Here is a 21,229-nt window from a genome sequence, read left to right as displayed (position 1 = left end):
AGAACCCGGGCGCCGGCGGTCCCGGAAATCGCCGGTCCTCCCGCGAGGACCACCTCCGAATTGAACAGCGGACCCGCCCCGGAGGAGGAATTCGAACCACCCGAAGGCGACCGCGGGCGGAGCCCGCCCCGAGCTCCGCCGAGCGCGGGCCACCGCCACGCGCACCCGAACTCCCGCGCGCGATCCCCCCCTTGGCGCGGCTTCAACCGCGCCAGGACGTGATCCACGCCACACGTCCCCCCCGGTCGCGCGGCCCGCGCGCGGGGTTCCGACATATACGCGCGCAAATTCCGTTCCACACCTCGGCAAACTGCGCCATACGACGGGAATACCCCGACAGCGTGAGGCGGATCACAGCCGACAATCGTCTTTCGCCCGCCCCGGCGACCGGTCTTGTCCGCGTTCGCCGCCGACCTGTGCGACGGGCACGCCCTACCGGGCGGTAATCATGTACAAGACCATTCGCAAGGCGACCAGGACCGTTGTCGTCATTACCTCAACCGCGGCAGCCGCCCAAGGTGTGACGAGCCCGGAGCGCGGAGCACCCGACTTGCGTCGCCCGACAGTCATCAATCAATTGATGACTGTCAACTCCGAGACATCGAGCACCCGGCTCAACGCAACCAGCAGCCCTCGAGCGGCAGTTCCTCGATCGTCTCGTTCGCCGACGCCGGAACCCCCAGCACCGCGACCGCCGCCGCCACCGCCGCCCGGGCCTGGTACAGGCCGGTGGTTCCCCAGCCGAGGAGTTCGACCGCCAGCCCGGGGGCGACGAGCAGCCGTCGGTAGTGGCGGCCGGACGCCGGATCGGGTGCGGACGGGCCCGCGCCGTGCAGCGCCGCGGCCATCCGCACACGCGCGCACTCGTGGCCGCCGTTAGCCGAGCCGACCCGGTCGTACAGGTAGCCGAGGTACAGCGGCGGGCCGATCCGGGCCTGGGCCTCCTCCCCCGCCTCGCGGGCCAGCGCGGCGCCCGGGTCGCCGGCGTCCTCCGTCTCCAGCGAGCCACCGGGGAGGCTGACGATCCCGTCCCGCGGGTTGACCAGCGTGAGCACCCGGCCGTCGGGGGCGAACAGCCAGCCCCAGGACTGCTTCACCGGCAGCCCCTCCGGTACCGCGATCCCCGCGTGCCAGGGCCACCCGGCATTCGGTCGGCGCCGGACCCGCCCGAGCAGTTCGGAGATCTCCGGGCTGTACTCGATGCCCATGCCACTCCCTCCGCACTCCGGGCGGCCACCCTCGCCACCTGATGATCTTCCCCGAACACCCGACCGATGAACAGCCCCGGCCGCCGGTCGGGTCACCGTCCCACCTGTCCCATCGGCCTCCGCCGCCTCTCCGCTCCCGGCCTGTCACCCGTACCTGTGATACTCGGTACCGGCCCGACCACATGAAAGCGACGAGGAGTGACAGACATGCTGCGGGGAGCTTCGACGTGAGGCTGCTGCACACCTCGGACTGGCACCTTGGCCGTTCCTTCCACCGCGAGAACCTGCACGAGGCGCAGCGCGCGTTCCTCGACCACCTGGTGGCCACCGCCGTCGCCGAGCGGGTGGACGCGGTGCTGGTGGCGGGTGACGTGTACGACCGCGCGCTGCCGGGTCTGGAGGCCGTCGCGCTGTTCGACGACGTGCTGTGGCGGCTGGCCGAACGGAACATCCCGACCGTCTTCATCAGCGGCAACCACGATTCCGCGCGCCGTCTCGGTGTCGCGTCCCGCCTGATCGAGCGGGCCGGCATACACCTGCGCACCGATCCGGGCACGCTCGCCGAGCCGGTGCTGCTGGACGACGAGCACGGGCCGGTGGCGGTGTACGGGCTGCCGTACCTGGAACCGGCGTTGGTGCGGGAGCGGCTGGCGAAGGGCGGGCACGAGCAGGTGCTGGCGGCGGCGATGGACGCCGTCCGGGCCGACCTCGCCGCGCGCCCGGCGGGCACCCGGGCCGTGGTGCTGGCGCACGCCTTCGTGACGGGCGGCGAGCCGAGCGACAGTGAGCGCGACATCGCGGTGGGCGGCGTGCAGTCGGTGCCGTCCGGGGTGTTCGACGGCGTGCACTACGTGGCCCTCGGCCACCTGCACGGCAGCCAGACCCTCGCCCCGCACCTGCGCTACTCGGGCTCCCCGCTCGCCTATTCGTTCTCCGAGACGAACCACCGCAAGTCGATGTGGCTGGTCGACCTGGACGCCGAGGGCGCCGTCGAAGCCACCCGGATCTTCTGCCCGCAGCCCCGGCCGCTGGCCCAACTGCGCGGCCGCCTGGACGATCTGCTCACCGCCGACGAGCACGACTGGGCCCGCGACGCCTGGGTGCAGGCCACCCTGACCGACCCGGTGCGTCCGGTCGATCCGATGGAGCGGCTGCGGGTCCGCTTCCCGCACACCCTGCAGTTGCTGTTCGATCCCGAGGGCGGCGAGCAGGCCGCGGCGCAGTCGTACGCGCAGCGGGTCAGCGGGCGCAGCGACCAGGAGGTGGTGGAGGGTTTCGTCGCCCATGTCCGCCCGGGGCGGGAGTTGGACGACACCGAGCAGTCCTGGCTGCTGGAGGGCCTGGAGTCGGTGCGCCGCACGGCCGCCGGCCGGGCCGAGGAGAACGGCCGATGAACCTCTCGAAGGGGAGCGCCCGATGAGGCTGCACCAGCTCACCGTCACCGCGTTCGGCCCGTTCGCGTCCACGGAGCGGATCGACTTCGACCGGCTCACCGCGTCCGGCCTGTTCCTGCTGCGCGGGGCGACCGGCGCGGGCAAGAGCAGTGTGCTGGACGCGGTCTGCTACGCGCTGTACGGCGAACTGCCGGGCTCGCGCAAGAGCAACGGCGTGCGCAGCGACCACGCCGACCAGGGGCGCCGCACCGAGGTGGTGCTGGAGGCGACGCTCGGCGGGCGCCGGCTGGAGATCACCCGCAGCCCGGAGCAGCTCCGCCCGAAGAAGCGCGGTGCGGGTTTCACGCAGGACAAGGCGCAGACGCTGCTGCGTGAATGGGCCGCGGACGCCGGCGAGGGCGAGCCGGGCTGGGTCGCGGTCAGCAAGTCGCACCAGGAGGCCGGCGAGGAGCTGACCCGGCTGCTCGGCATGAGCCGGGACCAGTTCTGCCAGGTGGTACTGCTGCCGCAGGGCGACTTCGCGCGGTTCCTGCGCGCGGACTCCAAGCAGCGCGCCGAGCTGCTGGGCAAGTTGTTCGACACCAGCCGGTTCGAGCAGTTGGAACGCTGGGCGGCGGAGCGCCGCCTGCGCCAGGAGCACGAGGTGCAGGCCGGCCGGCAGAAGCTGCGCGACCTGGCGGCCCGCGCCGAGGAGGCCGCCGGTCCGCTCGCGGAGGACGCCGCCGCGCACCGGCCCGACGAGAACGCCTCCGCCTCGGACGTGCTGGCCTGGGCGGCGATGCTGCGCGGCACGGCCGCCGAACGCGTCACCGCGACGGCGCTCGCGCTGGAGGCCGCCGAGTCCGCCCGCACCCGGGCCCGCGCGCACCTGGACGCCCAGCGCACTTTGGCGGACCGCCAGCACCACTACCACTCCGCGCTCGACAAGCATCTCCAACTCACCGCCACCGACCAGGAGTCGGCCGCCGACCGGTCCCGCCTGCGGCTCGCGCTGGCCGCCGAGACCCTGGCCCCCCTGCGCTCCCTGCACCGCAGCGCGCTGGCCGCCCACACCGCCGCCACCGCCACCGAGTCCACGCACACCGCCACACTCAACACCCGGTCCGCCGCCCCCTGGGCCGCCCAGCTGCTCGGCGAGCTCCCGCTCGCCGCCGCCGAACGCGCCCTGCACACCGAGGCGACCCGCCTGTCCGGGGCCCGAGCCGACGAGCAGCGACACGCCCAACTACTGATCGAGCGCGGCGAGTTGGCCGCCGAGCAGAAGCAGGCGGACGACCTGGCGGAGGAGTCGCAGGACTGGCTGTCCGGCTTCGACGACCAGCTGAAGCAGCTGAACGCCGACCTCGACGCGGCCCGCGATGCCCACGCCCTGCTCGCCCAACTCGACGCCCAGCACGTCGATCTGACGCTCCGTCAGGACGCTGCCCACCGCCACCACCGACTCCTTTCCTCACTCACCGCCGCCGAGGCGGAGGTGCACGCCCTGACGGGCGCCGCGCTGGACGCCCGGTCCCGCACCCTGGACCTCCAGGAACGCCGACTCGCGGGCATGGCCGCCGAGTTGGCCGCCCAGCTGGCCGCCGGCGAACCCTGCCGGGTGTGCGGCTCGCCGGAACACCCGAACCCGGCCCGCCCCTCAGCCGACCAGGTCACCGCCGCCGACGAGCAGCGCGCCCGCGCCGCCCAGCACGCGGCGGAGGGCGAACTCGACGCCGCCAAGCGCCGGTTGAGCACGCTGCAGGCCGACACCGCGGCCGCCGAAACCGCTTCCGGCGGCCGCTCGGTCGCCGAACTCTCCCTCGCCCTAGAAGAGTTGAACTCTTCTCGCCGCACCGCACTGCACACCGCGGAACGACTGGTCCCCCTGGGCCAGCAGGTCGAACGACTCGAGCACGAGCGCAAGGCCCGCCACGAGCGGCTGCGCCAGGCGGGCGAGCGCGGAGCCGTCCTCGCCGACCGGCTCGGCACCGTCGCGGCCGAACTCGACGCGCTGGCCGGCCGGATCGCCGCCGCCCGCGGCGACGCCCCGTCCGTCGCGGCCCGCGCCACCGCGGTGGACGCCCTCGCCGCCGCCGTCACCGCCGTCCTCGACGCCGCCCGCACCACCACCGAAACCACCCGCCGCCTCGCCGAGGCCACCGACGCCCTCGAACAGGCGGCCGCCGACGCGGGCTTCACCGACCTGCCCGCACTCGCCGCCGCCGAACTCCCCGCCCACCAACGCGACGCCCTGCAACGGCGGTTCGAGCAACTGGACGCCGCCCTGGAACAGGCCACAGCCCGCCTCGCCGACCCCGACCTGCGCGCGGCCGCCGAACTCCCGCCCGCGGACACCGCATCCGCACACGCCGCCGAGGAACACGCCACGGCCGTCCTGCGCACCGCCGACACCGCACACGGCACCGCCACCGCCCGGGTCACCGCCCTGGCCCGGATCACCGCCGACCTGACCGCCCTCGCCGACGCCTTCGCCCCCGTCCTCGACGCCTACGCCCGGATCAGCCGCCTCGCCGCCCTGCTCGCGGGCGCCCCCGCCGAGAACGCCCTGCGCATGCGCCTGGAGTCCTACGTCCTGGCCGCCCGCCTCGAACAGGTCGCCGCCGCCGCCAGCCAGCGCCTCCTCAAAATGTCCGGCGGCCGCTACACCCTGGTCCACAGCGACGGCCTGGTCTCCGGCAACAAGCGCTCCGGCCTCTCCCTGCACGTCGTCGACGCCTGGACCGGCCGCGAACGCGACACCGCCACCCTCTCCGGCGGCGAATCCTTCTTCGCCTCCCTCGCCCTCGCCCTCGGCCTCGCCGACGTCGTCACCGACGAGGCCGGCGGCATGCCCCTCGACACCCTCTTCATCGACGAGGGCTTCGGCACCCTCGACGAAAACACCCTCGAAGAAGTCATGGACGTCCTCGACTCCCTCCGCGAACGCGACCGCGCCGTAGGCATCGTCAGCCACGTGGCCGACCTCCGCACCCGTATCCCCGCCCAACTCCTCGTCCGCAAACACCGCCACGGCTCCACCACGCACCACACCACCCGCGACGACACCTGACGCGTTTGCGCCGGGTGCCGCCGACCCTCCCGCCTCGCCGAAGTCCGTCACGGGCAGGACCCGAACCCGCCCCCCGAAGACCGTCAGCTCCGCATCCAGTAGCCGAACACCTGCCGCTACGAGGACTCGCCGCCTGCCAGGAAGTCCGCCGCCACCCGGCCCCAACTCCTGATGTCCGTCAGGGTCGTGGCCGTGTGCAGGCGGGCTTCGGGGAGGTGGGCGGCGAGGGCGGTCGCGGTGGCGGTCGGGTGGATGGGGTCGGTGGGCCAGGTGAGGATCAGGGTGGGGTGGGGGAGGTCGCGGAGGCGGTCGGGGGTGGGCAGGTCGGCTTCGGCGGCGGCTCGGAGGACGGACGGGGCGAGGTGCTCGGCGGCGTCGAACTCGGTGGCGTACTGCGGGACTTCGGCGAGCACCGCGGGCGGCCCGCCGATCTTCGCGGCTGCTCCGAGCGTGCCCGTGCCGCGCCGTTCCACCAGGGCGGCGGCGGCTCGCAGTCCGGCCCGTCGCGGGTCGCGGGCCGCCCAGGCGACGGCGGGGATGGCCAGCACCAGGCGGTCGAACCGTTCGGGGCGGGCGAGCGCGGCCCACAGGACGGTCGCGGTGCCCATGGACGCCCCGAGCCCGGTGACGGGTGCGTCCGGCGAGAGGTGGTCGCAGAGCGCGAGCAGGTCCTGGGCGAGCGCGGGGTAGCCGAAGTCCTCGGCGACGGCGCGCCCTGTCGAGTACCCGTGGCCGCGCGCGTCGTACCGGGCAAGCCGGTGCGTCGTGGTGAGCGGCGTCCAGTCGAACAGGCCGGCGCGCCTCTCGTGGGCCCGGCTGGAGAGCGAGCCGTGCGCGTGCACGGCGAGCGGGCCGTCCGCCGGCCCGGCCACCTCGAAGGCGAGCGTGGCGTGCGGGCGTTCCAGTAGGCCGCCGACGGGCCCGGCGCTCGGCGCGAAAACGGTCATGGACCGATTGTCTGATGGATCATCAGCCGGAGCACGCGGCCCGCTGGGCCTGCTGCCAGGTGCAGACCGGACACAGCGTGGATCCCGGCGTCTCGGCCGGGTACTCGGTCTCCTCACCGCACAGCACGCACGTGGCACGCTCACCGGGCCCGCCGGCCAGCAACCCGCGGCGCGCCTGCTCCGGGTCGGCGGACACCTCGCAGACCTGCCCGGCACTCTCCGACTGCTGCTCTGCCATGCCGCCCAGGGTACGTCCCCTGCCGTCCTGGCCCCGACCCGTGGACCGATTGCGCGCACCCGGCCGCGGATCGATGCTGGAAACCGACCCTGCACATCCCCTCGTGATCACCTCCGGGGTGCTCGTATGACGAACCAGCCGAACGCCACCACCGCTCCCCCGCCCCCCGAGCCGGCCGGCCCCGCACCCGCGGCACCGTCCGAGCCACCGCCCCGCGCAGACCTGCGGCGGTCCTGGTCGCCACCGACCGCGCAGAGCATCGAGCTCGCGCCCGAGGTCACGGCCTACGCGGGCCGACGGTAGCGGGCAGCCATGACGGACGACCGGACAGCGCGCACCGTCCCGGAGTTCACCGCGGCCCTGTACGCGCACTCCGAGAGGTACTGGCACAACCACCCGTTCCATCTCAGGCTGCACCAAGGCGGGCTGAGCGAGGCGGAGTTGCGATCCTGGATCGCCAATCGCTGGTACTACCAGAAGTGGCTGCCCCGGAAGGACGCGGCGGTGATCGCCAACTGCCCCGTCCCGGAGGTCCGCCGCCGCTGGGTCAAGCGCCTCGCGGACCAGGACGGCACCGCGCCAGGCCAGGGCGGAAACGTCGACTGGCTCGCCCTCGCCGAGGCCGCCGGGCTCAGCCGGGACGAGGTGCTGGACGAGCGTCATGTCCTGCCGGGCGTACGCTTCGCCACGGACGCCTACGTGAACTTCGCGCGCACCCGCCCGTGGATCGAGGCCGTCGCCGCCTCGCTCACCGAACTGTTCTCGCCCGGCCTGATGCGCGAGCGGCTCACCGCCCTGCGCACCCACTACGGATGGGTGGAGCCCGCCGGCCTCCGGTACTTCGAGCAGCGTCCAGCCGTGGCCGACGCCGACTCGGCCCACGCACTGGGCCTGGTCACCGAGTACTGCACGAGCCGTGAGCAGCAGGACGCGGCGCTGGCCGCGCTCTCCTTCAAGTGCGACGTCCTCTGGTCGATGCTCGACGCCATCGAGCACGCGACCGCGGCGGGCTGACGGGTGACCACGGCGGCGGAGGGCCCCTGGCGCCTGCGCCGGGGCGTCCGGCTCGGCCACGACCGGGTGCGGTCCGTGCCGGTACTGCTGCATCCGGACGGCGTGCTGGTGCTCGGCGAGACGGCCGCCGCCGTGCTCGCACGCTGCGACGGCGCCACCGGCACGACGGCGATCCTCGCCACACTGGAACGGGAGTACGCCGGGGTGCGACCGGCCGAGGTGCGGTCCTTCCTCGCCTCGCTGGCCGACCAGCACCTGCTCGCAGCCGGCCCGGCCCTTCCCGCGACGCCCAAACCCCTTCCCGAGACACCCGAGCCCCATCCCGAGACGCCCGAACGTCAAACCACTGACCGAACCGCCGCCCGCCCGTACGGCCTGCTCGCCGAACTGACCTACCGCTGCCCGCTGCGCTGCGCCTACTGCTCCAACCCGGTCGCGCTCGACGCGTACGCCGACGAGCTGAGCCCGGCCGAGTGGCGGCGGGTCCTCGCCGAGGCGCGGGCCCTGGGCGTGCTCCAGGTGCACCTGTCGGGTGGCGAGCCGCTGCTCCGGCGCGACCTGCCCGCGCTGGTGGCGCACGCCCGCGGGCTGGGCCTGTACACCAGCCTGATCACCGGTGGGCAGGCACTCTCCCGGGCCCGGCTGACCGAGCTGGCCGCCGCGGGCCTCGATCATGTGCAGCTCAGCTTCCAGGACGCGACGGCGGCTCCGGCGGACGAGCTGGCGGGCCGGCCCGTGCACGCGCGCAAGCTGGCCGCCGCCGCTCTGGTCGGGGCCGCCGGCCTGGCCCTGACGGTCAATGTCGTGCTGCACCGGCGCAACATCGACCGGATCCCCGCTCTGATCGACCTGGCGTCGGAGCTCGGCGCGGACCGCCTGGAGCTGGCGAACACCCAGTTCTACGGCTGGGCGCTGCGCAACCGCGCGGCGCTGCTGCCGACCGCTGCCCAACTGGCGGCGGCCGAGGCCGCGGTGACGGCGGCCCGCGAGCGCCTGGCAAACCGCATGCAGATCGTCTATGTCGTGTCGGACTACCACGAGAGCTGGCCCAAGCCCTGCATGAACGGCTGGGCCGGCCGTCAGCTCACCGTCGCGCCGAACGGTGACGTGCTGCCCTGCCCGGCCGCCGCGCAGATCCCGGGGCTCGGCGTGCTGAGTGTGCGCGACCGCCCGCTGGCGGACATCTGGTTCGACTCGCCGGCGTTCACCCGCTTCCGCGGCACGGACTGGATGCCCGAACCCTGTCGCAGCTGCGAACGCAAGGAGCTCGACCACGGCGGTTGCCGCTGCCAGGCCTTCCAGCTGACGGGGGACGCGGCCGCCACCGACCCGGTCTGCCGGCTCTCGCCGCACCACGCGCTGGTCACCGGGCTGGTCCGGGGCAGCGAGCCGGACCCCACCCCGCCGCTGGTGCCACGCGGCGCCTGAACCGCGAAGGAGGCAAGCCATGCGGCTACGCGTACTCGGCACCGCCGCCGGCGGCGGCCTGCCGCAGTGGAACTGCGCCTGCCCGACCTGCGCCCGGGCCCGCGCGGCCGGCCCGGAAGCCTGGCGGACGCAGGAATGCCTCGCCGTCAGCGCCTCCGACGACGCCTGGTACCTGGTGAACGCCTCGCCCGACCTCCGCGTCCAGCTGCTCGCCGCACCCGAGCTGGCCCCGCCGGACGGTACCCGCGGCACGCCGCTGCGCGGGGTCCTGCTGACCGACGGCGAACTCGACCACACCGCCGGCCTGCTCGCTCTGCGCGAGGGCGCCGAGCTGGACATCCACGCCCCGCCACCGGTCTGGCACAGCCTCGGCGAGGTCTTCCCGCTGCGCGGCCTGCTGGCCCGCTACGGCACCTCCCGCTGGCACCCGCTCGACCGGCAGCTCCGGCTCGGCGGCAGCGAGGACGACGGCGGGCTGACGGTCGCCGCCTTCCCGGTGAGCGACAAGCGGCCCCGCTACGCCGCCCACGTCGACGCGCCCGGCCCGTGGGCCGTCGCCTACCGCTTCACAGACACCCGGACCGGAGCCTGCGCGGTCTACGCGCCCTCGCTCGCCGACTGGCCGGACGGCTTCGACGCGTTCCTGGCCGGCGCCGACTGCCTGCTCCTGGACGGCACGTTCTGGAGCGACGAGGAGCTGCAGCACGTCGCCGGCGAGCGCCGCACCGCCCGCGCCTTCGGCCACCTGCCGATCGCCGGGCCGGACGGCACCTTGCGGCGGCTGCGCCCGCACCCGGGCGCGCGGCGCCTCTACACACACCTCAACAACACCAACCCGCTGACCGACCCGGACTCGGACCAGCACAAGGAGCTCGCCGCCGAGGGCGTGGAAGTCGCCGCTGACGGCCTGGAGCTGCGGCTGTGAGCAGCCCACGGACGCCCTCATGACCACCCACCACATCCGCCCGGGCAGTCGCTCGAGAGCAGTCGCTCGAAACGGAGAAGGAAGCGCACCATGACGCCGAATGTGATCGCCCAGGATCCGACCGTCTCGTTCAATCCGATGCGGACCGGCTGGGACTCGGCCCAGCCGCAGCTGGCGCCCAGCCAGGTGAGTGCCGCCGACTTCGGCCAGCTGTTCTCGACGGCCGTGGACGGGCAGGTCTACACCCAGCCGCTGGTCATCGGGTCCACCGTCGTGGTGGCGACCGAGAACAACAAGGTCTACGGCATCCACGCCGTCACCGGCGCGATCCTCTGGTCCAAGTCCCTCGGCCCCGGCTGGCCGGCCGCCGCGATCGGCTGCGGCGACCTGGTCCCCAACATCGGCGTGACCTCCACCCCGGTGTTCGATCCCTCGTCGGGGCGGGTCTACCTCACCGCCAAGGTCAACGTCGACGGCGACCCGCACGGCAAGAGCGTGCAGTGGTTCCTGCACAGCCTGGACGTGGCGACCGGCAACGAGCCGCCGAACTGGCCGGTGAAGATCCAGGGCTCCCCGCCGAACAACGCGGGCGTCGTGTTCGACCCGTTCACGGCGCAGCAGCGGACCGGCCTGCTGCTGCTCGACGGCGAGGTGTTCGCCGGGTTCGGCGCGCACTGCGACGCGGACACGTATTTCGGCTACCTGGTCGGGGTGAAGACGGCGACCGGTGCGCTGCGCATGTGGTGCACGCAGAACACGGGCGGCAAGACGCCGAGGTCCGGGGTCTGGATGGGCGGCGGCGGCCTGGTCTCGGACGGTCCCGGCCGGATCTTCTTCTCCACCGGCAACGGCATCTCGCCCGCGCCCGGCCCGGGCAACCAGCCGCCCGGCCACCTCGCCGAGTCGGTGATCCACGTGTCCAGCAACGGGCAGCTCACCGCGGTGGACTTCTTCAGCCCCGACAACGCGGACCAACTGGACCTGCACGACCAGGACTTCGGCTCCGGCGGCCCGGTGGCCCTGCCCTCGCCGCCGTTCGGCACCACGGCCCACCCGAAGCTGCTGGTCCAGATCGGAAAGGACGGCCGGGTCTTCCTCCTCGACCGGGACGATCTGGGCGGTCGTGGCCAGGGGCCCGGCGGCTCGGACGGGGCGCTGTCCGTGGCCGGGCCGTTCCGCGGCGTCTGGGGCCACCTGGCGGTCTGGGGCGGTGACGGCGGCTTCGTGTACGTCCCCGAGAACGACGGCCATCTGCGCGCGCTCAAGTACGGCGTCGACGGCACCGGCACGCCCGTCCTGGCCAATGCGGGCACCAGCAGCGCCGAGATCGGCCACTACCCGGGCTCGCCGAGCGTGACGTCCGACGGTATGACCTCCGGTTCGGCGCTGGTCTGGGTCGTCTGCCCCGACCCCAAGGGTAAGGACGGCAGCAACGCGCAACTGCGCGCGTACGACGCGGTGCCGGTCAACGGCGTCCTGACGCTGCGCTGGTCGGCGCCGATCGGGACGGCCGTGAAGTTCGCCAAGGTCGGCGTCGGCTCGGGCCGGGTCTACGTCGGTACCCGCGACGGCCGGCTGATCGCCTTCGGCAGCCCGTCCCAGGCCGCCCTGACGGGCACTCCGGTCGACTTCGGGCAGGTCGCGGTGGGCGCCACCGGCAACGCCACCACGACGGTCACCGCGGCGCGCGGCGTGACCGTCACGGCGATCACCACGGCCGCGCCCTTCAGTGCCACGCCCCCGGCCCTCCCGGTCACCCTGAACACCGGGGGCACCCTGGCCGTCCCGGTCGGCTTCGCGCCGACCGGGCCCGGTGGAGCGACGGGGACGCTCTCCTTCGCCGTGACGACGAACGGCGTCGCCGGCACCGTGGGCCTCGACCTGCACGGCACCGGCACCCAGCCCGGTTTCGCCGCGTCACCGCCGTCGCTGGACTTCGGCCAGCTGGCCACCCAGTCCTCGATGACGCTCAGCGTGATCGTCACCAACACCGGCACCACGCCCGAGACGATCGGCGGCACCACGTCGTCATCTCCCCCGTTCACGGTCGCCGGCCTGCCCCCGGTCGGCTTCAGCCTCGCCCCGGGCACCTCGCTCGCCGTGTCCGCCACCTACGCGCCGACCGTCCCGAGCCCGGCCGGCGGCGACAGCTCGCAGTTCACCGTCACCGGCTCGGACGGGCTCTCGGTCACTGTCCCGCTCACCGGTACGGCCGTCGTCGGCGCCCCGCAGCTGACGATCAAGCCGACTTCGGTCGACTTCGGCCAGGTCCCGGTCGGCGGTTCGCTCAGCAGGACCTTCGACATCAAGAACACCGGCAACGTGACGCTGAACGTGACCAAGGCCGCGCCGCCCACCGCGCCGTTCTCCGCTCCCGACCCGATCGCCGAGGGCCAGCAACTCGGCCCCGACCAGCAGGTCACCCAGACGGTGGTCTTCACCCCCACCGCCGCCGGCCAGGCCTCCGGTCACTTCCTGCTCACCGGCGACGACAGCCAGGGCATGCAGACCGTCTCCTTCACCGGCACCGGGGTCACCAGCGGCAGCGTCGCCCCGCCGAGCGCCGACGACTGGACGTTCAACGGCACGGCCGTGCTCTCCGGCACCGACATCGTGCTCACCGAGGCCATCAACGACCAGACCGGATCCGCGCTGTGCGACATGGCCGTGCCCTCCGCGAACCTGCGTGCCCACTTCACGGCCGTCATCGGCGGCGGCGGTGCCTCGGGGGCGGACGGCCTGGCCTTCGTCCTGCTCGACGCGGCCCACGAGACGCCGCACGCGCTCGGTGGTGGCGGCGGCGGGCTCGGCTACTCCGGACTGCACGGCCTCGCCGTCACCCTGGACACGTCCAAGAACGCCAACGACCCCTCGGCCAACTTCGTCGCCCTGGCCACCGGCGGCCAGGGCGACGCGCTCGTCTACGCCGCCACCGCGACCAACATCGGCGATCTGCGCACCGGCACCCACACCGTGGACGTGCAGGTCACCGGCGGCCGCGTCCAGGTCACCGTGGACGGCCGGGCGGCGATCGACACCACGGTGGCCGTTCCGGCCGGCGTCCTGGTCGGCTTCACGGGCGCCACCGGCGGGCTCAACGACAACCACCGCGTCCAGGGGGTGTCGATCACCTTCTAGCGGCGGGCCGGCCGGCCGGTCAACCGAGGAAGGACAGCCGCAGGGTGCGGTCGGGGTTGTCCCCGTTGGTGTCGATCAGCACGACCGACTGCCAGATGCCGAGGGCGAGCCGGCCGCCCACCACCGGCAGGGTGGCGTGCGGGGCGACCAGCCCGGGCAGCACGTGGTCGCGGCCGTGGCCGGGGGTGCCGTGGCGGTGGCGCCAGCGGTCGTCGGCGGGCAGGAGTTCGCGCAGGGTGGTGAGCAGGTCGTCGTCGCTGCCGGAGCCGGTCTCGATGACGGCGATGCCCGCGGTGGCGTGCGGGACGAAGACGTTCAGCAGGCCGTCGCGTCCGCCGGCAACGTCCCGCAGGAAGTCGTGGCAGCGGTCGGTGATGTCGAGGGCGACCTCTCTGCGGCCGGTGGTGATCTCGAGCGTGGTGGTGTGGAAGGTGTCGGACATGGGGCCATCCTGGCCGATCTTGCGACCAGTCCCGAAGGGGCGACCGCCGAACGCCACCCCACCGCAAGGTCGCCCGCCAGGGCGCGCCAGCCTTTCGCAACCGTGCGCCAGGGCTGCCCCGACCGCCCGCGGGAACGCCGAAAGCCCGACGGACTCACGGTCCGTCGGGTTCGTGGCGACGAGCGGCGGGCCGCCCGTCCTCACGTCGGTGCGGTCAGCCGCGGCTGCCGAACATGCTCCGCTTGAGCCGGCGCAGCGGGGCCATCAGCGAGACCCGCACCGAGCGGCGGGGCACGGCGACGGGGACGCTGGGTCCACGCGGCGTCAGTTCTCTTATCAGACCGAGAGCTTCCGCCGTGTCCACCGTCGAGAGCGCGGGGGCGCCGAGCACCGCGAGGTGCCGTTCGATCCGGCGGCCGGTCGTGCCCATGCCGCACTGGATCGCGGGCACCCGGGGCCGCGTCCGCACTTGAATCTGTTCCATCTGTTTCCCACCCCTACGAGGCGCCAGGGCCGTGAGGCGAAGACTATCCGGCTATGGCGGTCTTCATGCAACCGTCCTGGTGTTCTGCCACCGTATCGCGCGAACGGAACTGACGTTCACCGAAGTGCGGTGCGCCCGGTCACGACTGCGCATCGGTTGATGGTGCACCATCCAAGCATGACCGGGCGTCAGACGTCGCGGCGGCCCGTGGTGTTCAGAAACTGAACACATACGAGGGATTGACGCCGCCGGAACCTCCAAGCAGTATCTGTATGGACACGGGATCAAGGGCCTGAGCCACCCGAACCCGGTCGGATGAGTTCGAGTATGAACGAATCACCTGCTCATCACATGACAGACTTCCGGCACCACAGTGAGTCACCTGCGGCCGTCTCGACGCTGCGGCGGCCCGACTCCGGCGTGGTGCACGGACCGGCGGTCGACCGTTGAGGGTCGGTCGGACCGCCAACCGGACTGCCGGTGCCGCCACCGATCACGCGCGGCACCGGCGGTCGCGTTTCAGCCGCGCCCGAGGTGCGCCCGTAGGCGCTCGGTAGAGTGGGCGGGGACCGGGCGATCTGCCGGAGCCACCCAATCCCTTCGCGGAGTGAACGCACGTGCCACCCCTGCTCAGCATCGTTCTGCCCGTCCACGGCGTCGAACGCTTCCTGCCGCAGTGCCTGGACTCGCTCCGGGCCGACGGCGCCGCCCCCGGCGAGGTCGAACTGATCGCGGTGGACGACCGCTCCCCCGACCGCAGCGGTGCCCTGCTGGACGCGCACGCCGCCACCGACCCCCGGATGCGGGTCCTGCACCTCGCGGAGAACCAGGGCCTGGGCGGCGCCCGCACGGCCGGCCTCGCCGAGGCCACCGGCACCTACGTCTGGTTCGTCGACAGCGACGACTGGCTGCCCGAGGGCACCATCGACGCGATCCTCGCCGAACTGCGCGCCGAGACCACCCGCGACGTGCCCGCCGACGTGCTGCTCACCGACTTCACGCACGTCTACCACGACGGCGGCGAGGAGCCGAACCCCTGGCGGCACGTGCTGGCCGGCTCCCCGCTGGTCTCCGGCTGCACCGCCGCCGAGCACCCGGCGCTGTTCAACTCGGTGCTCGCGGTGTGGAACAAGGTGATGCGCCGGCAGTACCTGCTCGACCTGGACGTGCACTTCGGCCGCGGGTACTACGAGGACATCTCCGTCACCTACCCGCTGCTGCTGGCCGCCGACCGGCTGGTCTACCTCGACCGCCCCTGCTACCGCTACCGGCGCGGCCGCCCGGGCGCCATCACCGCCACCGCCTCGCCCAAGCACGCCGACGCCTTCGCCCAGTACGACGCGATCTTCGCCTTCCTGGACCGCGACGAGCGGGCGAACAAGCTGCGCACCCTGGTCTTCGACCGCACCGTCAAGCAGGCCCTGACCATCTACGACAGCCCCGGGCTGGTCCCGGTCGAGCTGCGCGCCGAGTTCTTCGCCCGGATCACCGGCCACTTCGCCAAGCACCGCCCGGCCGGCTACCGCTTCCCGTCCGGCATCCGCGGCATCCAGTACCGGCTGGCCGCCCGCGGCTCCCGGCGCGCCTACGCCGAGCTGCGCCGCGGCGGCCGGCTGCCGGGCGCCGTCAAGCGCGGCACCAGGGCGGTCGCGCCCGGGGTGAAGAAGGCGATGCGCAGCAGCGCCCGGTTCACCGCGTACAACGCGTTCCGGCGGCTCCCGATAGACGAGCACCTGGCGGTGTACGCGGCGTACTGGCACCGCGGGTACGCCTGCAACCCGGCGGCGATCTACGAGAAGGCCCGCGAGCTGGCCCCGCAGGTGCGCGGCGTGTGGGTGGTGGAGAACGCGGCGCGGGCCGCGACGATGCCCGAGGGCGTGCCGTACGTCATCGTCAACACCCCGGCGTACCTGAAGGCGATGGCCACCGCCAAGTACTTCGTCAACAACGTCAACTTCCCGCACACGATGGCGAAGCGGACCGGCACGGTGCACGTGCAGACCCAGCACGGCACGCCGCTGAAGGCGATGGGGATGGACCTGCGGGACCACCCGGTCGCGGCGGACGGCATGGACTTCGACCGGCTGCGCGAGGCGGTGTCGCGCTGGGACTACCTGGTGTCGCCGAACCCGCACACCAGCGAGCACTTCGCCCGGGCGTTCCCCGGCACCTACCAGGTCCTCGACACCGGCTACCCGCGCAACGACCGCCTGGTGCACGCCACCACCGAGGAGTGCGCGAAGGTCCGCCGCGACCTGGGCATCGCCCCCGGCCAGCGCACCGTGCTGTACGCGCCGACCCACCGCGAGTCCCGGGGCGGCTACCTGCCGCTGCTGGACCTGCCCGCGCTGGCCGAACGGCTCGGCTCCGGCTGGACGGTACTGGTGCGCACCCACTACTTCCACGACGGCGGCGCGGGCGACCTGACGTCCCTCCCGGGCTCGGCCCGGCTGCTGGACGTCTCCGACCACCCCTCGGTGGAGGACCTGTACCTGGCGGCCGACACCCTGGTCACCGACTACTCGTCGATGATGTTCGACTACGCGGTGCTGGACCGGCCGATCGCCGTGTACGCCCCCGACTGGGAGGAGTACCAGCAGGTCCGGGGCGTCTACTTCGACCTGATGAAGGAGCCCCCGGGCGCGGTCGCCACCGAGCAGGACGCGCTGACCGACGCGCTGCTCGCGGGCGACCCGGAGCCGACCGCCCGGCAGCGCTTCCGGGAGCGGTTCTGCCCGTGGGACGACGGCCGGGCCGCCGAACGGGTGGTCAGCCGGATCTTCCCGGTCCGCAAGTAGGCAGGGCCGTCTCACCTGGTGGGCCGTCTCACCAGGTGAGAGGGTGCTTTCCCACCAGGTGGGCGTGACGAGGATCGCAGTGGCGTGATGCCGCCGTCCGGTGGACGGGCGGCCGGTGCGATGTCGTAGTCTGCGGTTCGAACCCAGTGGTCCGACCTCCGTCCGAGCCGCGTGCCTCGCCCCTCGGCGGGTACCGCCTTGGGCCCCGGGCGGTCCGACCTTCGGCCAGGGAGGGCCCGTTGATCGACCTCGTCACCAAGCTCGTGCTCAAGCCGCTCGCGCGTGCCCTCTACCGGCCGACCATCGAGGGCCTGGAGAACGTGCCGCGCAAGGGCGGGGTGATCCTGGCGAGCAATCACCTGTCGTTCGTGGACAGCGTGGTGATCCCGCTGGCCGCGCCGCGTCAGGTGTTCTTCCTGGCGAAGGCCGAGTACTTCACCGGCACCGGCGTCAAGGGCGCGATCTCCCGGTACTTCTTCACCCACGTGATCAACGCCGTCCCGGTGGAGCGCGGCAGCGTCCGGGCCGCCACCGCCTCGCTGGAGGAGGGCCTGGAGATCCTCAACTCCGGCCGGGCGTTCGGCATCTACCCCGAGGGCACCCGCTCGCTGGACGGCCGCCTGTACCGCGGCAAGACCGGCGTCGCCTGGCTGGCCCTGACCGCCGGCGTGCCGGTCGTCCCGGTCGCCCTGGAGGGCTCGGAGCACATCCTCCCGGTCGGCAAGCGCATCCCGCGCCTGCGCAAGATCACCGTCCGGTTCGGCGAGCCGCTGCGCTTCGACGACCTGCACGGCCAGGCCCGCTCCGCGAAGGCGCGCCGGCAGGTCACCGACGAGGTGATGGCCGCCATCCACGCCCTCTCCGGCCAGGAGCTGGCCGAGCAGTACAACGAGTCCCCGAAGGCCGCGTAGGGCCCCGGCGGGCCGTCAGGCGGCGGCCACCGGCACCGCGGCGTCCCGGTTGAGCAGGGCGGCGTAGCGGCCGTCGCGGGCCAGCAGCTGCTCGTGGGTGCCGAGTTCGGCGAGCGTGCCGTGGTCGAGGACGGCGATCTGGTCGGCGCCCTGGACGGTGGACAGCCGGTGCGCGATGGTGATCGTGGTGCGGCCCTCGGCGAGGTCGTCCAGGGCCAGTTGGACAGCCAGCTCGGTCTGGTTGTCCAGCGCGCTGGTCGCCTCGTCCAGGATCAGCACCGGCGGATTGCGAAGCACCGTACGGGCAATGGCCAGGCGCTGCTTCTCGCCGCCGGAGAAGCGGTAGCCGCGCTCGCCCACCAAGGTGTCGTAGCCGTCCGGCAGTTCGGCGATCATGTCGTGGATCTGGGCGGCCTTCGCGGCGGCGACGAGTTCGTCGTCGGTGGCGTCGGGCTTGGCGAACCGCAGGTTGTCGGCGATCGACGCGTGGAACAGGTACGTCTCCTGGGAGACCACGCCGACCGCCCGGGCCAGCGTCTCGAACGACAGCTCGCGCACGTCCACCCCGTCGATCAGCACCCGCCCGGAGCTGACGTCGTACAGCCGCGGCACCAGGTAGGACAGCGTGGACTTGCCGGAACCGGTCTCGCCGACCACCGCCAGCGAGCCGCCCGCCGGAATGGTCAGGTCGATGGCGTCCAGAGTGGGCCGGTCCTGCCCGGCCTGGTAGTGGAACTCGACGTCCTCGAACCGCACGTCGCCGCGGATCCGCTCCAGCTGGACGGGGTGCTCGGGCTCGTCGATCTCCACCGGCAGGTCGAGGTACTCGAAGATCCGCTGGAACAGCGCCAGCGAGGTCTGCACGTCCACGCCGGTGGACAGCAGGCTGACGGTCGGCCGGAACAGGCCCTGCTGCAACGACACGAACGCCACCAGGGTGCCCAGCGAGACGATCGGCGCGCCGGTCGCGGTGGCCAGGCCCGCCGCCCAGTAGATCATCGCGGGCATCGCGGCCATCACGATCCCTATGGTCGACATCCGCCACCGGCCGGCCATGCTGGAGCGCACCTCCAGCGCCGCCAACTCGTCCGACTGATCGGCGAATTCGCTGGTCAGCGAGGCGGAACGACCCATCGTGCGGCCCAGCAGGATGCCACTGACGGACAGTGACTCCTGCACCGCGGACGAGAGCTTGGCGAGCTGCCGCTGCCGCTCCCCCGTGATCCGCTTCCGCTCCCGGCCGACCCGGCGGCTGATCCACACGAACACCGGGAGCAGCAGCAGGGAAACAATGGTCAGCCGCCAGTCCAGCGCCACCATCGCGACCACGCTGGCGATCACCGCGGTCAGGTTCGACACCAGCGAGGTGGCCGTGCCGGTGACGGTGGCCTGCATCCCGCCGATGTCATTGGCGATCCGCGACTGCACCTCACCGGTGCGGGTCCGGGTGAAGAACGCCAGCGACATCCGCTGCAGATGCCGGTAGACCGAGGTCCGCAGGTCGTGCATGACGCGCTGCCCCACCGTGGTGGAGATCAGCGTCTGCAGCACGTTGAGCACGCTGGTGATCACGGCCGCCGCGATCATCCCCAACGCGAGAAGGGTCAGCAGGCCCGTGCGCCGCTCCGGAATCGCGACGTCCAGCACCGCCCGCAACAGGAACGGCGTCACCACGGACACCACCGCCGACGCCGCCACCAACAACCCGACCCCGGCCAGCCGCCCGGCATACGGCCGGAACAACCGCAAGATCCTCTTCACCTGCGCAGGCTGCCGCTCCTCCCCTTCGGGCGGCGTCCAGTCGATCCGGTTCAGTCGCACGGAGACCTCCAGCTGGTCGGCGGACAGGGGGGCGGGGCTCACCTTAACGAGCCTTACTCACCATTAGCAAACCTAACCTTCTGGGCATTCCCAGGAAAGGAGGCACAAGCAGGGAGAGCACCACCAGGGGCGCGGGAGAGCACCACCAGGGGCGCGGGGAACTGCGCGAAGCGGAAGGACCCGACCGCAAGATCGCGACGCATGACAATGACTTGCACGTGATCGCGACCTTGCGGACGGGTGAGCACCGAACTACGCCTTGCGGTAGTCCCGCCCCGCCGTGGTCGAAAGCTTCCCGAGCCCGCCCAGCGGCAGCATCCGGGCCGCCGTCACCGCCGCCTTGTACCGCTTGCCGGGAACGCAGAGCGGGCGGTTGCGGGCGAGGTCGCGGAGGGATTCGTCGACGACACGGTCCGCGGTGAGCCAGCCCCAGGCGGGGATGGAGGAGGTGCCCATGCCGGCCCGCTGGTGGAATTCGGTGCGGGTGAAGCCGGGGCAGAGCGCCTGGAGGCGCACTCCGCTGCCGGCCAGGTCGCGGGCGATGCCGAGGGTGAAGTTGACCACCCACGCCTTGGTCGCGCCATAGGTGCCGCGCGGGACGAACGCCGCGACCGAGGCGAGGTTGACGATGCCGCCGAAGCCGCGTTCGCGCATGCCGGGGACGGCGGCGGTGGTGGTGCGCAGGACGGCCTCGATGTGGACCTTGAGCATGTCGAGTTCGTCCTGGACGGGGACGTCCAGGTACGCGCCGCGGTTGCCGAAGCCGGCGTTGTTGATCAGCAGGTCGATGGGGCGGGCGTCGTCGCGCAGTCGGTCCTCGACCGAGCCGATGCCGGTGTCGGTGGCGAGGTCGGCGGCGATCGTCTCGACCTGGACGCCGTAGCGGGAGGTGAGTTCGTCGGCGGACTGCCGCAGGCGTTCGGTGTCGCGGGCGACCAGTACCAGGTCGCGTCCGTCGGCGGCGAGGCGGCGGGCGAAGGCGGCACCGATGCCGGCGGTCGCGCCGGTGATGAGGGCTGTGGTCATGGGCTCGACCGTACCGGTCGGTAGCCGGATCCGTCGTGGATCTTGGGGTCGCGGCTCCGTCGGCCCTTCGGGCGACCCCCGGGGCGTCGGCGGCGCGCCCCGTCGCGGCATAAGTCATATCAACCTACGGTTTCGGGCATCGCCGCCGTCCCACGCGGCGTCCACCTCGCCCTGGAGAACTGATGCTTGTTCAGCTTCACCCGTTCTGGATAGAAGTCGCGTGCCCGGCCCGTCCCCGACCCCGGTGGTCCTGACGGCGCCGGCACGCCTTCGCCCCCTTTTCGGGCCCGCCCCCTCCCCACGGGGCGGGCCCGCAACATGTCCCGCACCCTGTCCCGCACCATGTCCCGCACCCGCAAACCTGGCGATCTGTCGACAAATCACCCCACTCCCATCGCGTACTGAC

General features: G+C 72.8%; 15 protein-coding genes. 8 read left to right on the top strand and 7 right to left on the bottom strand.

Annotated elements, in window-relative coordinates; translation table 11 throughout:
- Positions 1-614: 614 nt before the first annotated feature.
- A complete protein-coding gene (locus ACIHEI_RS12135) occupies positions 615-1,208 on the bottom strand; it encodes a hypothetical protein (protein ID WP_396606533.1) in 594 nt (197 codons plus the stop codon).
- A gap of 227 nt (positions 1,209-1,435) precedes the next feature.
- On the opposite strand from ACIHEI_RS12135, the gene ACIHEI_RS12130 reads away from it, so the two are divergent.
- Together ACIHEI_RS12130 and ACIHEI_RS12125 are read left to right on the top strand one after the other, a co-directional pair.
- Positions 1,436-2,602: an exonuclease SbcCD subunit D gene (locus ACIHEI_RS12130; protein WP_396606532.1), complete on the top strand. Its 1,167-nt coding sequence runs from the start codon at positions 1,436-1,438 to the stop codon at positions 2,600-2,602.
- A 22-nt stretch (positions 2,603-2,624) separates the two neighbouring features.
- Positions 2,625-5,651, top strand: a complete 3,027-nt coding sequence (locus tag ACIHEI_RS12125; protein WP_396606531.1) for an AAA family ATPase — start codon at positions 2,625-2,627, stop codon at positions 5,649-5,651.
- Between the two features lie 116 nt (positions 5,652-5,767).
- On the opposite strand, the gene ACIHEI_RS12120 is transcribed toward ACIHEI_RS12125, so the two are convergent.
- Together ACIHEI_RS12120 and ACIHEI_RS12115 are read right to left on the bottom strand one after the other, a co-directional pair.
- Positions 5,768-6,598 carry an alpha/beta fold hydrolase gene (locus ACIHEI_RS12120; RefSeq protein WP_396606530.1) on the bottom strand — a complete coding sequence of 277 codons (831 nt, stop codon included), beginning with the start codon at positions 6,596-6,598 and terminating at the stop codon, positions 5,768-5,770.
- Between the two features lie 22 nt (positions 6,599-6,620).
- Entirely contained in the window at positions 6,621-6,836 is a 216-nt protein-coding gene (locus ACIHEI_RS12115) for a hypothetical protein (protein ID WP_387634793.1), read from the bottom strand.
- Between the two features lie 312 nt (positions 6,837-7,148).
- Here ACIHEI_RS12115 and pqqC point away from each other — a divergent pair, with 312 nt between their 5' ends.
- The 4 genes from pqqC to ACIHEI_RS12095 all read left to right on the top strand — a co-directional run bounded on the left by pqqC (position 7,149) and on the right by ACIHEI_RS12095 (position 13,341).
- Positions 7,149-7,850 (top strand): pyrroloquinoline-quinone synthase PqqC, encoded by a 702-nt coding sequence (gene pqqC, locus ACIHEI_RS12110; RefSeq protein WP_396606529.1) that lies wholly within the window; start codon positions 7,149-7,151, stop codon positions 7,848-7,850.
- Between the two features lie 3 nt (positions 7,851-7,853).
- Positions 7,854-9,278: a pyrroloquinoline quinone biosynthesis protein PqqE gene (pqqE, locus tag ACIHEI_RS12105; RefSeq protein WP_396606528.1), complete on the top strand. Its 1,425-nt coding sequence runs from the start codon at positions 7,854-7,856 to the stop codon at positions 9,276-9,278.
- A 19-nt stretch (positions 9,279-9,297) separates the two neighbouring features.
- On the top strand, positions 9,298-10,203 hold the full coding sequence (gene pqqB / locus ACIHEI_RS12100; RefSeq protein WP_396606527.1) for a pyrroloquinoline quinone biosynthesis protein PqqB: 906 nt from the start codon (positions 9,298-9,300) through the stop codon (positions 10,201-10,203).
- A 90-nt stretch (positions 10,204-10,293) separates the two neighbouring features.
- Positions 10,294-13,341 carry a choice-of-anchor D domain-containing protein gene (locus ACIHEI_RS12095; protein ID WP_396606526.1) on the top strand — a complete coding sequence of 1,016 codons (3,048 nt, stop codon included), beginning with the start codon at positions 10,294-10,296 and terminating at the stop codon, positions 13,339-13,341.
- Between the two features lie 19 nt (positions 13,342-13,360).
- Here ACIHEI_RS12095 and ACIHEI_RS12090 read toward each other — a convergent pair whose 3' ends face one another.
- A complete protein-coding gene (locus ACIHEI_RS12090) occupies positions 13,361-13,783 on the bottom strand; it encodes a secondary thiamine-phosphate synthase enzyme YjbQ (RefSeq protein ID WP_387634806.1) in 423 nt (140 codons plus the stop codon).
- A gap of 214 nt (positions 13,784-13,997) precedes the next feature.
- Entirely contained in the window at positions 13,998-14,267 is a 270-nt protein-coding gene (locus tag ACIHEI_RS12085; RefSeq protein ID WP_387634808.1) for a hypothetical protein, read from the bottom strand.
- Between the two features lie 617 nt (positions 14,268-14,884).
- Here ACIHEI_RS12085 and ACIHEI_RS12080 point away from each other — a divergent pair.
- Positions 14,885-17,065: a CDP-glycerol glycerophosphotransferase family protein gene (locus tag ACIHEI_RS12080; protein WP_396606525.1), complete on the top strand. Its 2,181-nt coding sequence runs from the start codon at positions 14,885-14,887 to the stop codon at positions 17,063-17,065.
- 239 nt (positions 17,066-17,304) lie between these two features.
- On the top strand, positions 17,305-17,976 hold the full coding sequence (locus tag ACIHEI_RS12075) for a lysophospholipid acyltransferase family protein (RefSeq protein WP_387634814.1): 672 nt from the start codon (positions 17,305-17,307) through the stop codon (positions 17,974-17,976).
- Positions 17,977-17,991: 15 nt separating this feature from the next.
- Here ACIHEI_RS12075 and ACIHEI_RS12070 read toward each other — a convergent pair whose 3' ends face one another.
- Both ACIHEI_RS12070 and ACIHEI_RS12065 read right to left on the bottom strand, forming a co-directional pair.
- Positions 17,992-19,797 carry an ABC transporter ATP-binding protein gene (locus ACIHEI_RS12070; protein ID WP_396606751.1) on the bottom strand — a complete coding sequence of 602 codons (1,806 nt, stop codon included), beginning with the start codon at positions 19,795-19,797 and terminating at the stop codon, positions 17,992-17,994.
- Between the two features lie 252 nt (positions 19,798-20,049).
- The gene (locus ACIHEI_RS12065) at positions 20,050-20,823 is read right to left on the bottom strand and encodes an SDR family NAD(P)-dependent oxidoreductase (protein WP_396606524.1); all 774 of its coding nucleotides are present in this window, start codon (positions 20,821-20,823) and stop codon (positions 20,050-20,052) included.
- Positions 20,824-21,229: the final 406 nt, after the last annotated feature.

It is taken from the genome of Kitasatospora sp. NPDC051984 (assembly GCF_044593455.1).
Classification (GTDB): Bacteria; Actinomycetota; Actinomycetes; order Streptomycetales; family Streptomycetaceae; genus Kitasatospora.
Note: the sequence above shows the minus strand (reverse complement) of the source record. Positions and strands in the feature narration are given on the sequence as shown.

What these genes read in the sequence shown, in the direction of transcription:
- ACIHEI_RS12065 (WP_396606524.1), bottom strand. Translation starts at nt 20,823, where the DNA reads ATGACCACAGCCCTCATCACCGGCGCGACCGCCGGCATCGGTGCCGCC.
- ACIHEI_RS12120 (WP_396606530.1), bottom strand. Translation starts at nt 6,598, where the DNA reads ATGACCGTTTTCGCGCCGAGCGCCGGGCCCGTCGGCGGCCTACTGGAA.
- ACIHEI_RS12135 (WP_396606533.1), bottom strand. Translation starts at nt 1,208, where the DNA reads ATGGGCATCGAGTACAGCCCGGAGATCTCCGAACTGCTCGGGCGGGTC.
- ACIHEI_RS12090 (WP_387634806.1), bottom strand. Translation starts at nt 13,783, where the DNA reads ATGTCCGACACCTTCCACACCACCACGCTCGAGATCACCACCGGCCGC.
- pqqB (WP_396606527.1), top strand. Translation starts at nt 9,298, where the DNA reads ATGCGGCTACGCGTACTCGGCACCGCCGCCGGCGGCGGCCTGCCGCAG.
- ACIHEI_RS12115 (WP_387634793.1), bottom strand. Translation starts at nt 6,836, where the DNA reads ATGGCAGAGCAGCAGTCGGAGAGTGCCGGGCAGGTCTGCGAGGTGTCC.
- ACIHEI_RS12085 (WP_387634808.1), bottom strand. Translation starts at nt 14,267, where the DNA reads ATGGAACAGATTCAAGTGCGGACGCGGCCCCGGGTGCCCGCGATCCAG.
- ACIHEI_RS12095 (WP_396606526.1), top strand. Translation starts at nt 10,294, where the DNA reads ATGACGCCGAATGTGATCGCCCAGGATCCGACCGTCTCGTTCAATCCG.
- ACIHEI_RS12125 (WP_396606531.1), top strand. Translation starts at nt 2,625, where the DNA reads ATGAGGCTGCACCAGCTCACCGTCACCGCGTTCGGCCCGTTCGCGTCC.
- pqqC (WP_396606529.1), top strand. Translation starts at nt 7,149, where the DNA reads ATGACGGACGACCGGACAGCGCGCACCGTCCCGGAGTTCACCGCGGCC.